This is a genomic window from Paenalcaligenes sp. (assembly GCF_030152715.1).
In the GTDB taxonomy this organism is placed as follows: Bacteria; Pseudomonadota; Gammaproteobacteria; order Burkholderiales; family Burkholderiaceae_B; genus Paenalcaligenes; species Paenalcaligenes hermetiae.
In genome coordinates this window covers 1-10458 of the sequence record NZ_JASLIX010000138.1, presented here as the reverse complement: position 1 = coordinate 10458, position 10458 = coordinate 1, and the positions used below count along the sequence as shown (strand labels likewise).

At 48.6% G+C, this 10458-nt stretch carries 14 protein-coding genes and 1 tRNA gene; 7 read left to right on the top strand and 8 right to left on the bottom strand.

The window, feature by feature from the left end; genetic code table 11:
• Positions 1–671 (bottom strand): 16S rRNA (cytidine(1402)-2'-O)-methyltransferase (gene rsmI / locus Q1V74_RS11110; protein ID WP_300648940.1); only part of this gene is annotated, 671 nt, incomplete at its 3' end.
• A gap of 1 nt (position 672) precedes the next feature.
• On the opposite strand from rsmI, the gene Q1V74_RS11105 reads away from it, so the two are divergent.
• The 6 genes from Q1V74_RS11105 (at position 673) to Q1V74_RS11080 (ending at position 4761) form a co-directional block, all read left to right on the top strand.
• On the top strand, positions 673–1134 hold the full coding sequence (locus Q1V74_RS11105; protein ID WP_300648938.1) for a YraN family protein: 462 nt from the start codon (positions 673–675) through the stop codon (positions 1132–1134).
• 138 nt (positions 1135–1272) lie between these two features.
• A complete protein-coding gene (locus Q1V74_RS11100) occupies positions 1273–1866 on the top strand; it encodes a phosphoheptose isomerase (RefSeq protein ID WP_300648936.1) in 594 nt (197 codons plus the stop codon).
• Complete coding sequence (locus tag Q1V74_RS11095; RefSeq protein ID WP_300648934.1) at positions 1863–2585, top strand: BON domain-containing protein; 723 nt, start codon at positions 1863–1865, stop codon at positions 2583–2585. The genes Q1V74_RS11100 and Q1V74_RS11095 overlap by 4 nt, the downstream gene beginning before the upstream one ends.
• Positions 2582–3079, top strand: coding sequence for a TlpA disulfide reductase family protein (locus Q1V74_RS11090; RefSeq protein ID WP_300648932.1), 498 nt, complete (start codon positions 2582–2584; stop codon positions 3077–3079). The genes Q1V74_RS11095 and Q1V74_RS11090 overlap by 4 nt, the downstream gene beginning before the upstream one ends.
• 82 nt (positions 3080–3161) lie before the next feature.
• On the top strand, positions 3162–4061 hold the full coding sequence (gene argB, locus Q1V74_RS11085; protein ID WP_260650228.1) for an acetylglutamate kinase: 900 nt from the start codon (positions 3162–3164) through the stop codon (positions 4059–4061).
• 4 nt (positions 4062–4065) lie between these two features.
• The gene (locus Q1V74_RS11080; RefSeq protein WP_260650229.1) at positions 4066–4761 is read left to right on the top strand and encodes a pyrimidine 5'-nucleotidase; all 696 of its coding nucleotides are present in this window, start codon (positions 4066–4068) and stop codon (positions 4759–4761) included.
• A gap of 49 nt (positions 4762–4810) precedes the next feature.
• Here the strand turns inward: Q1V74_RS11080 and Q1V74_RS11075 are convergent, their stop codons facing one another.
• The 6 genes from Q1V74_RS11075 to hemA form a co-directional block, all read right to left on the bottom strand.
• Positions 4811–5497, bottom strand: a complete 687-nt coding sequence (locus tag Q1V74_RS11075; RefSeq protein WP_300648929.1) for a dienelactone hydrolase family protein — start codon at positions 5495–5497, stop codon at positions 4811–4813.
• Positions 5498–5537: 40 nt separating this feature from the next.
• Complete coding sequence (locus Q1V74_RS11070) at positions 5538–6116, bottom strand: UbiX family flavin prenyltransferase (protein WP_300648927.1); 579 nt, start codon at positions 6114–6116, stop codon at positions 5538–5540.
• Positions 6109–6441 (bottom strand): Grx4 family monothiol glutaredoxin, encoded by a 333-nt coding sequence (grxD, locus tag Q1V74_RS11065; protein WP_260650232.1) that lies wholly within the window; start codon positions 6439–6441, stop codon positions 6109–6111. The genes Q1V74_RS11070 and grxD overlap by 8 nt, the downstream gene beginning before the upstream one ends.
• Before the next feature lie 9 nt (positions 6442–6450).
• Positions 6451–7263, bottom strand: coding sequence for a peptide chain release factor N(5)-glutamine methyltransferase (gene prmC / locus Q1V74_RS11060; RefSeq protein WP_300648925.1), 813 nt, complete (start codon positions 7261–7263; stop codon positions 6451–6453).
• A 10-nt stretch (positions 7264–7273) separates the two neighbouring features.
• On the bottom strand, positions 7274–8353 hold the full coding sequence (gene prfA, locus Q1V74_RS11055; RefSeq protein ID WP_300648923.1) for a peptide chain release factor 1: 1080 nt from the start codon (positions 8351–8353) through the stop codon (positions 7274–7276).
• Between the two features lie 70 nt (positions 8354–8423).
• Positions 8424–9701, bottom strand: coding sequence for a glutamyl-tRNA reductase (hemA, locus tag Q1V74_RS11050; RefSeq protein ID WP_300648921.1), 1278 nt, complete (start codon positions 9699–9701; stop codon positions 8424–8426).
• Positions 9702–9904: 203 nt separating this feature from the next.
• On the opposite strand from hemA, the gene Q1V74_RS11045 reads away from it, so the two are divergent.
• Positions 9905–9980 (top strand) — tRNA-Phe (locus tag Q1V74_RS11045).
• A gap of 132 nt (positions 9981–10112) precedes the next feature.
• Here the strand turns inward: Q1V74_RS11045 and Q1V74_RS11040 are convergent.
• Positions 10113–10458, bottom strand: a 346-nt coding sequence (locus tag Q1V74_RS11040) for a hypothetical protein (protein ID WP_300648919.1), incomplete at its 5' end; no start/stop codon positions are given.

The following is a 10458-nucleotide window of genomic DNA, read 5'->3' as shown; positions in this document are numbered from 1 at the left end:
ACCTGCTCAAAACGCTTTGTAAGCTCTCGTGCAATGGTGATATGGCGATCCGTAAATAAAGCAGCCATGTCGGCAAGCGCAGCTCTAAGCCGATGTGGGCTCTCAAACATAACAATAGGTGCATCCACAGTTCCCCACTGTAGCAACCAGTTTTTACGCGCCGCGCTTTTATGAGGCATAAACCCCGCAAAGACAAAAGCGGGGTTTTCATCACTGGTTACGCCACTGGCCATCAGTGCGGTAGTCACTGCCGAAGCACCTGGAATAGCAATCACCGTATAGCCCGCGGCACGAACCTCGCGCACAATGCGCGCACCAGGATCACTCACCGCCGGTGCTCCCGCATCTGACACCAAAGCCACGCGCTCCCCCTGGGCTAGACGCTGGATAATCTGCGCCGCTGCTTGTGCCTCATTATGCCTATGAGCCGCCATCAAAGGGGTCTGCACCCCCCATGTCTCAAGCAGTGGACGCGTAGAGCGCGTGTCCTCGGCTGCAATCACATCACACCGTTGTAATGTTTGCCAAGCACGTAGGCTTAAATCGCCCAAGTTGCCTATAGGCGTAGCCACCACATATAAAGTATGGTTAGGCCAGGACTGTTGTTCCATACGCTCCTGCAGTCGCGTCCAAATGTGTTGATGTGTATCTACCTGATCCATGGTGTTCATCATGCCTAATGAAATGAGCCCAGAAACCCTTGCCACCCAAGCTCAAAAAAAACAACTAAATAAAAAACCAAGTCGACCTAAAAATCGGCCTAAATCCTATCGACGCTCATCAACCCAACAACTTGGTAGCCACTACGAAACGTTAGCTGCCCAATATCTACGGCAGCACGGCTTAGACATTCTTCTACGAAATATCCGTTCGCGCTTTGGGGAAATTGATCTGATTGCGCGCTCCCATCATAGCCTAATTTTTATTGAAGTACGCTATAGAAAAAATCAGCAGTACGGGGGAGCAATCTACAGTATCCACCCTACCAAACAGCAGCGCATAAAACGCGTTGCTGGACAGTTACTACCTCAATTAAGTGCGTCTTTTTTTGGAGGAGTGCAACCTTTTTGCCGTTTTGATGTCATAGCAATAGATGAAGATGGTTTGCAATGGATTCCTAATGCTTTTTACTAATTTCCCCTAGCTGCTATATATTCATTACAATAATTAGTAAATCAAGATGTATTCGCTGATAGAGTTAACTAATTGCAACGATTGCGACCAGCTATATCTAGCGTTCCTTCCTTTATCACTACATGCCATAATTAGCCCATGGATTTAACCGCTTTAATGAACTCGCATTTTAATGACTCCGTGCTTGCCATGCAGCGCAGTGCCGAGGCACTGACCGAGCCGTTGGCCGCCGCCGTCGAGTTATTATTTGCAACCCTTGCCAACAATGGAAAAATTCTTGCCTGCGGCAACGGGGGCTCTGCTGCCGACGCACAACACTTTATTGCAGAGCTAGTCGGGCGCTTTGAACGCGATCGATTACCCTTAGCAGGTATTGCGCTTAATACAGATACCTCTATCTTGACAGCGGTCGGCAATGATTATGGTTTTGATCAAATTTTTGAACGTCAGATCTCAGCATTAGGACAAACGGGCGATATCCTCGTTGCTATCAGCACCAGCGGCAACTCACAAAATGTAATCAATGCCATTCGTGTGGCGCACGAGCGTGATATGGTAGTGATTGCGCTAACAGGTAAGGATGGTGGTCAAATTGGACAGCTTCTTACCGACACAGACATTCACCTTTGTGTACCCGATGATCGCACCATGCGTATCCAAGAAGTACACATTGTTTTACTACACGCCTTATGTGATGGCATTGATGCCTTATTGCTTGGAGAACCTTTATGATTCTCAACCTCAGTGGAAAAACTCAACGGCTATTCATGACCTCTCTCTTTATCGCAGCGTTAGCTAGTCAGCTTAGTGGTTGTGCCCCTTTGGTTGTTGGGGGCGCTGCGGCCACGACAGCGATGGTCGCCACTGATAGACGTACCGCTGGTGAGCAAGTCGATGATAAAACCATTGGGGTCAAAGTTGCCGCAGAGGTCCGCGAGATTCTTGGCGAGCGCCCAGGCCGCGTCAATAGCACCTCATACGGTGGCCAAGTTTTACTTGTGGGCGATGTTCCTAGCGCATCAGATAGCCAAAAAATCGAAAATACCGTTAAACAAATTGATAGTGTTAAACAAGTCATTAATCGCTTACGTATTGGCCCTGTTACTGAGCTAAGCGTACGTACCAATGACAGCTGGATTACCACCAAGGCCACCACAGCCCTGGTTAATGCCCAAGACGTCCCAAGTCGTACTATTTCCGTTACTACAGAACGCGGTGTGGTGTACTTACAAGGCCGCGTTACGCATGCCGAAGGGGATCGAGCCGCCCGTGCGGTAGCAACTGTTGCTGGCGTACAGCAGGTCGTAAAACTTTTTGAATACGTGAGTGCCGAAAAAATCCTGCTCCCGCAAAAACAGTCCGCGTCCCCAGCCGCCCCTAAAGAGCAGCCCACCCCTCAGGTGACACCCGCTGCAAATGCGTCTGAACCCGAAGTTTTTACCATTGAATGATGTCATTAATTCGCTTATTACTCGTTAGTTTTTTTGCTCTTGCTCTTAGTGCATGTGGTGATCTATTTTCTGGCGCGACCAAAGCCCCTGAATTCCAATTTCAGTCGCTAAATGGCGACACCTATCACTCTGATCAACTCAACGGACGTGTGACCTTGGTAAAATTCTGGTCAACGGATTGCACAACATGTGTGGCCCAAATGCCAGACAACATCGAATACTACAATCAATATCATGATCAAGGCTTTGATCTGATCGCTGTTGCAATGAAACACGATCCGTTAGAATATGTACGTAACTTTACCGAATCCCGTCAGCTACCTTTTACCGTAGTCAGTGACCATGATGGTGCCATTGCTAAAGCATTTGGTGATGTCCGCATGACACCCACGGCTTTTTTAATCGATAAAAAAGGACGCGTAGTAAAACGGTATCTTGGTAACTACGACAAAGCCGCCTTTAAGCAAACTCTAGAAAAAGCATTAGCCGGCTAATCAGCAGCGGGTTTGCTTAACAAGATGCCGGGGGCCGCCTCCGGCTTTTTCTTATTTGTTTACTTTTCATCACGAAAACGCCATGACACAACACGCCGACCAACCTAACTATTCTTCTACAGTTAAAGCCGATGTGCTCTCCGAAGCGCTTCCCTATATTCGCCGTTTTCACGGTAAAACCATCGTTGTTAAATATGGGGGCAACGCCATGACCGAAGAGCATCTGCAGCGCAGCTTTGCTCACGATGTCGTACTACTAAAGCTCGTTGGCTTAAAACCCGTGGTGGTCCATGGCGGCGGACCTCAAATTAACGATGCACTGCGACGTATAGGCAAAGAAGGTACGTTTATCCAAGGCATGCGTGTCACCGATGCTGAAACCATGGAAGTCGTAGAGTGGGTGTTGGGCGGACAAGTTCAGCAAGATATTGTGATGATGATTAACGAAGCCGGCGGCAAAGCTGTCGGTCTAACCGGTAAAGATGGCCAACTCATTCAGGTCAAAAAGAAAATGCTTCCCGATGCCAATGACCCAGAAAAAATGCTCGATATTGGCTTTGTAGGTGATATTACACGTGTTGAGCCAGCCGTTGTCAAAGCCTTACAAGACGATGAGTTTATTCCTGTGATTTCCTCCATAGGCTTTGGAGAGGACGGGCGTTCTTACAACATTAACGCCGATGTGGTCGCTGGCAAAATGGCTGAAGTCTTAGGCGCAGAAAAACTGGTTATGCTCACCAATACCCCTGGGGTTCTCGATAAAGACGGAAATTTATTACGTCAGCTTTCTGCCCAAACCATTGATGAGCTCTTTAAAGATGGCACGATTTCAGGTGGTATGCTCCCTAAAATTTCCTCTGCGCTTGAGGCAGCGCGCCATGGTGTAAACTCGGTCCATGTCATTGATGGTCGTGTTGAACATAGCCTGCTACTAGAAATTCTTACCGACAAAGGCGTAGGCACTATGATTCGATCACACTAATCGCATGCGTACTGTTAATCAACCGCAGCCAGAGCCTCTCTGGCTGTTTGATTTAGATAACACCCTCCATAATGCTTCTGCAGCGATTTTCCCGCTTATCGACCGTCTTATGCAAGAAAGCATTGAGCAGCTTTTACAAGTAGATGCCAACACGGCCGACTACTTACGCCAACGCTACTGGCAACAATATGGAGCCACACTCATTGGTCTCGTTAAGCATCATGGTGTCTGTGCCGAGGACTTTTTACGGCGTAGCCATGACTTTGCGATTAGCGAGCATCTACAAAGCGAGCCGTACTTAGCCCAGCACTTAACACAGCTCTCTGGACGCAAGGTCATTCTAACGAACGCCCCGGCTAACTACGCCTTTAGAGTGCTACAGGCTCTCGGTATCACTCATCAATTTGAGCGGGTGTTTAGCATCGAAGACATGCAGCGCCAACAACGTTTTCGGCCTAAGCCATCCCGCGCCCTGATGCAGCAAGTCGTAACAGAGCTACAGCACGCCCCAGAGCATACAATTTTTGTGGATGATACCTTACGCAATCTCAAAGCGGCTTATGCGTTAGGCATGAAAACCGTGCATTTTGCTCATCCCGCCACGCCTTTTTCATCACGTTATGCCGGGCGTAGTGCTTATGTGGATTTGCGCGTACAGAGCATCAAAGAACTCAGCGCACGCTATCACCTACTCTATTAAAAAAAGCGCCAAACACAGGCGCTTTTTTATCCTTTTAAAAGAACGATATTTACACGTAACGTTGTAAAAACGCCATAGAGCGCTGAATGGCTAAACGGTCCGCGTCAGCATCAAAATGCATGCCTTTAGGTCGAGCAAATGCGTGATCACAACCTGCATACACATAAGACTCCCAGCCCTCGCGTTTTGCGACCTCGGCTTCAATAATAGTGCGAGCCTCGCCCTCTACCCACTTGTCTAACTCAGCAATATGTAAAATCATGGGGGCTGCGTCGCCCAGTGGGGGCAATACCTTATCTAAGTTCACGCCGTAATAGCTCACACCCGCTTTAATCGGGCTCTGTTTAGCAAACTCCACCACTAAACGCCCCCCCATGCAATAACCCACCGCCACAATCTTGTCATGACCAAGCTTTTGCGCTAGCTGTGCCCGGGTGCTTTCTAAATCCTTTAGCGTCTGCTCATTATCCATTTCTTGCATTAGTTCCAAGCCTAAATTGAGCTGCGCTTGGTTCGTAGGGTCCAACTCCAAGCCAGGCTCAGAGCGGAAAAATAGATCAGGACACCAAACATTAAAACCACGTTCGGCCCAGTCTTGAGCCAACTGACGCATGGAGGCATTCACTCCAAAAATTTCTTGGATTAACACTAAGCCAGGTGCATTTTTGTTGGTTGATAACACCTCAAAGGCTTGCATTTTTTTGCCATCGGTTGTTGTTACCTGCACAAAACTCATGAAGAACTCCTTCGTTAATGTGGTTCGCCCACAGAATCTATTAGGATGATAAGCCTTGCCAGCTTGGGCCGTCGATTTCCACACCTACATGCTCTAGCATACGGATCACCGAATGATCTACTAGTTCTGTCATGGTTTTAGGCTGAAAATAAAAAGCAGGCAAAGGCGGAAATACCACTGCACCCATTTCAGTGACGGTGGTCATATTACGCAAATGGGCTAAGTTAAAAGGGGTTTCTCTTACGGCTAGCACAAGACGACGGCGCTCTTTTAGTACCACATCTGCAGCACGTGTAATTAAATTATCAGCAAAACCATGTGCGACAGCAGCTAGGGTGCGCATAGAGCAAGGCACAATCAGCATACCATGGGTTTTAAAACTACCACTGGCTACACTAGCACCAACGTCCTTGAAGTTATGCACCACATCTGCCAAATCCAACACATCTTGGCGGCTTAAACCCAGTTCATGCTGCATATTCAAAATCCCAGCCGGAGAAATAATTAAATGACTTTCTACTTCGCTCTGAGTTTTTAAAAGATGCAAAGCCCGAATGGCATAAAGGGCGCCCGTAGCGCCCGTTACTGCCACAATAATCCGTTTTTTCGGATTAGGCATTCAAAACCCCTGCATCACGCAGCATGGTTTCAAGTTCCCCGCTTTCAAACATTTCAGAAACAATATCCGAACCGCCTACAAATTCGCCTTTAATATAAAGCTGGGGGATGGTTGGCCAGTTTGCGTATTGTTTAATACCCTCACGTACCTCCTCGTCATCAAGCACGTTGATGGTCACGACCTGGGATAAACCCACGGCACGTAAAATTTGCACCACACGCGCAGAAAAACCACACTGAGGCATCTGGGCGGTTCCCTTCATGAATAACACCACAGGGTGCTCAGTCACAGTTTCACGGATAAAATCTTGAACTTCTTGATTCATTGTTGTCTCTCAGGAGTAAGCACCGGTAATCCGAGGAATACCAGCTAGATCAGAAATGCTAGTAGGCTGATTAAAATCAGCTTCTGCCAACATATTACGTACTATCGCGGCTTGATCCCAGCCATGCTCTAACCAAATCGAACCGGTCGGGGTTAAATAGGCTTTGGCCCCTTGAATGATTTGCCTTAAGTCAGCAAGCCCATTTTGCGAAGCGGTTAACGCCGTTATTGGTTCAAACCGAACATCACCTTGATATAGATGGGGATCTTTTTCTGCAATATAAGGGGGGTTGGATACAATCATATCAAAAGGCGCTTGCCCTTTAAGAGCATCGTACCAACTCCCCTGAAAAAACTCGATATCAGCGCATAAATTGTGGGCATTTTCACGCGCTACAGCAAGCGCATCATGGCTGTAGTCTGTTGCTACTACGACCGCATCGGGTCGTGCCAACGCAATGGCAATAGCAACAGCACCGCTTCCTGTGCCTAAGTCCACAATGCGGGGCGCGGAGGTAGAGGGAAGCAACGCCAAAGCTTGCTCAACCAAAAACTCGGTTTCAGGGCGAGGTATCAATACCGCTGGCGTCACCTTAAACATATGCCCCATAAACTCACGCTGCCCTAGGATATACGCCATGGGCTCACCGTTTAGGCGACGCTGTGCTAACGCAAAATACTTAGCTACTGCCGCAGGGGGCAGTGGGTCCGTATCATGCGCAATCAACCACGCTCTTGAAACACCCAGCACATGCTCCCACAGCATTTGCTGCTCTAAACGCGGCAGCGCGCTTTGCGCCATCACCGCTTTAATGGTTTGCATAATAGCCTAACTACTCGTTTGCTAAAGCCGCCAGCTGTTCGGCTTGATGCTCGGTTAACAATGCATTGATGAGCTCATCCAAGTCTCCATCCATGACGTAGTTAAGCTTATGCATAGTCAGATTGATACGATGATCGGTAATACGACCCTGAGGATAGTTATAGGTACGAATACGCTCTGAACGATCGCCTGTACCTACCAGGCTTTTGCGTTGCTCAGCCTCTTTGGCCTGCATTTCGCGTAATTGCTGATCTTTTAGGCGCGCCGCCAATACCTGCATCGCCTTATCGCGGTTCCTGTGTTGAGAGCGATCATCCTGACACTCTACCACCAAACCAGTAGGCAAGTGGGTGATGCGCACCGCCGAATCCGTTTTGTTTACGTGTTGTCCACCTGCCCCACTGGCTCGGAAAGTATCAATACGCAAATCGCTAGGGTTGATCTGAATATCTTCCGCGGCATCCGCCTCAGGCATGATCGCAACCGTACAAGTTGACGTATGGACACGACCCTGCGCTTCGGTTTCAGGAACGCGCTGCACTCGATGAGTACCAGACTCAAATTTCAGTTTGCCATACACCCCATCGCCATCAATACGCGCGATGACCTCTTTATAGCCCCCCATCTCCGAAGGGTTTGAGGACATGATCTCCACTCGCCAACCTTGTGTTTCTGCATAGCGAGTATACATGCGTAATAAATCACCAGAGAAAATCGCACTTTCGTCCCCACCGGCTCCTGCGCGAATCTCCAAAAAGACGCTACGACCATCATCTGGGTCTTTGGGTAATAAAAGCACCTCCAGCTCTTTTTCTAATTCGGCAATTTTATCTTTAGCAATTTGGTATTCGTCTTCGCCCATTTCTTTGAGCTCGGGATCTCGCATCATTTCTTGGGCGGCCTCTAAATCGCCCTCGGTCGCAACATAGGCATTAAAAGCGGTCACCACAGGGTCTAGCTCGGCACGCTCACGAGACAGTTTACGGAAATTGTCCATATCGGAGGCAATTTCCGGTTCAGCAAGCATGGCATCAACTTCGATGAGTCGGTGAGCCAACTGCTCCAACCGATCTCGCATAGTGTCTTTCATACAGTATTTTGATAATAGTTAAATAGCAGAACGCAAGTGGGCATAACACCACAAGGGGGCGTGAGCCTAGCTAGCGACTGCGATTTTGAGAAGGAATTAAATGCGGCACTAGCTGCAGTAGTTGCTCGCGCTGAGCGCCTTGGCTTTGATTAAGTTGGGACAGGGGCCCGTGCAAGTATTTTTGTTGCAGACTATATGCTAACCACTCTACTACTTGTTCTGGGTTTTCACCACGCGCAATCATACGCTTAGCGCGATCTACCTCGTGATCAGAAACCTGCTGGGCTCGATCCTGCAGGCTTACAATTGTGGGTACCAGCTCACGGTTTTCTAGCCACTGCATGAAGTGTTGCACACGCGTGTCGATAATGGCTTCTGCCTGTACTACGGCGGCTTGGCGTGCATCACTGGCTTTTTGCACCATACGCCCTAAATCATCGACCGAGTACAAGTACACATCGGACAAACGCGAAACCTCGGGCTCGATATCTCGTGGCACCGCTAAGTCCACCATCACGATAGGACGATGACGACGCTGTTTAATCGCACGCTCAATCATACCCAAACCCAAAATAGGCAAGGTACTGGCCGTACAGGAAATGATGACATCATAATCGGCAATGCGCTCGGGTAAATCTGCCAAACGCATGGTTTGCGCATTATCAAAACGGGCTGCTAGATTTTGGGCCCGTTCTGCGGTGCGGTTTGCCACCATAATGTGTTTAGGATGCGTCGCTGCAAAATGCGCGGCACAAAGTTCGATCATTTCGCCCGCCCCAATAAATAATACATTGGTTTGAGACAAGTCCCCGTACACCCGCTGCGCCAAACGCACGGAAGCGGCGGCCATAGATACAGAATGCGCCCCAATCGCTGTTTGAGTGCGGACCTCTTTAGCCACGGCAAATGTACGCTGAAATAACTGATGTAACAGCGTACCCAGAGCACCGGCCTCGTTCGCGACACGTACCGCGTCTTTCATTTGGCCAAGGATTTGGGGCTCGCCGAGTACCATCGAATCCAAACCGCTGGCCACACGAAAAGCGTGACGCACAGCCTCGTTATGCTCGTAACGATACAGATGGGGAGTTAGATCATCGGAACGTAGGCTATTGAACTCCGCCATCCATGCCGGCACGTGATCAATCACATGCGGCTCTGCCGCACAGTATAGTTCTGTGCGATTACAGGTAGATAAAATCGCTGCTTCGCGCACCCCTGACCCAAAAGCCGAACGCAAGCCCTCTAATGCTGGACGCACCACATCAAGTGGAAAAGTCACACGCTCACGCACGGCAACAGGCGCCGATACGTGGTTAAGGCCAAAAGTAAGAACGTCTACAGACATGGGCAAAAAGAAGAAAAATCAAAAAGGTGGCACAGTTGCAATTATATGATTATAATCCCCCAACGCTGATAACTGAAATCTATCACTTATTAGCGGTCGTCCTGTGGCTAAAACTGTTGTTTTAGAGCGCAAGCAAAAGGACTAGACAAAACAGATTTTACTGTGCTATAGTTAAATCTTTAGCGCAACAGCACTAAATAAGTGGCCTTGTAGCTCAGTCGGTAGAGCAGAGGATTGAAAATCCTTGTGTCGGTGGTTCGATTCCGCCCAAGGCCACCAAAGAATTTCATAAAAAGCCCAGTCCTCGGACTGGGCTTTTTGTTTTTGGCTAGAGTTACAACACTAAAGTGTTTGTAATTTCTATCATGCTGTTCCTTCCTATAGCGTATTTCCCACCAAAAATAGCTTCTCTCACACATACATCGCATATTTACGTAAACGAGCGATGACCTCATCAACCAGGTCATCGGCCGCTTGTTCAGGATCAGCGGGCATAACAGCATCGGCAGGAAGCTGCCCCATGTGCCACGCTTGAGCCAATGCCGTTGCCGTGCGTAATGGGCTATACCCCTGATGTAAACGATCAATGACAAAAAGCTCCGCGGCACTAAACCGCTCTGTACTGCTGGAATACCAAGCATTCCACTCGCTCATTTGTGATAAGTGTTGCTGGCGATCGGCGATGATTTGACCTACACCCGGCACAAGCCCTGTGTAATAGTCTTGTAAACAGTAGGGCAAATCTTCATAACTGCGA

Excerpts from the sequence above, each read along its gene's own strand:
- Q1V74_RS11070 (WP_300648927.1), bottom strand. The coding sequence starts at position 6,116 with ATGCCTAATCCGAAAAAACGGATTATTGTGGCAGTAACGGGCGCTACG.
- grxD (WP_260650232.1), bottom strand. The coding sequence starts at position 6,441 with ATGAATCAAGAAGTTCAAGATTTTATCCGTGAAACTGTGACTGAGCAC.
- Q1V74_RS11090 (WP_300648932.1), top strand. The coding sequence starts at position 2,582 with ATGATGTCATTAATTCGCTTATTACTCGTTAGTTTTTTTGCTCTTGCT.
- hemA (WP_300648921.1), bottom strand. The coding sequence starts at position 9,701 with ATGTCTGTAGACGTTCTTACTTTTGGCCTTAACCACGTATCGGCGCCT.
- Q1V74_RS11075 (WP_300648929.1), bottom strand. The coding sequence starts at position 5,497 with ATGAGTTTTGTGCAGGTAACAACAACCGATGGCAAAAAAATGCAAGCC.
- prmC (WP_300648925.1), bottom strand. The coding sequence starts at position 7,263 with ATGCAAACCATTAAAGCGGTGATGGCGCAAAGCGCGCTGCCGCGTTTA.
- prfA (WP_300648923.1), bottom strand. The coding sequence starts at position 8,353 with ATGAAAGACACTATGCGAGATCGGTTGGAGCAGTTGGCTCACCGACTC.
- Q1V74_RS11105 (WP_300648938.1), top strand. The coding sequence starts at position 673 with ATGCCTAATGAAATGAGCCCAGAAACCCTTGCCACCCAAGCTCAAAAA.
- Q1V74_RS11080 (WP_260650229.1), top strand. The coding sequence starts at position 4,066 with ATGCGTACTGTTAATCAACCGCAGCCAGAGCCTCTCTGGCTGTTTGAT.
- argB (WP_260650228.1), top strand. The coding sequence starts at position 3,162 with ATGACACAACACGCCGACCAACCTAACTATTCTTCTACAGTTAAAGCC.
- Q1V74_RS11100 (WP_300648936.1), top strand. The coding sequence starts at position 1,273 with ATGGATTTAACCGCTTTAATGAACTCGCATTTTAATGACTCCGTGCTT.
- Q1V74_RS11095 (WP_300648934.1), top strand. The coding sequence starts at position 1,863 with ATGATTCTCAACCTCAGTGGAAAAACTCAACGGCTATTCATGACCTCT.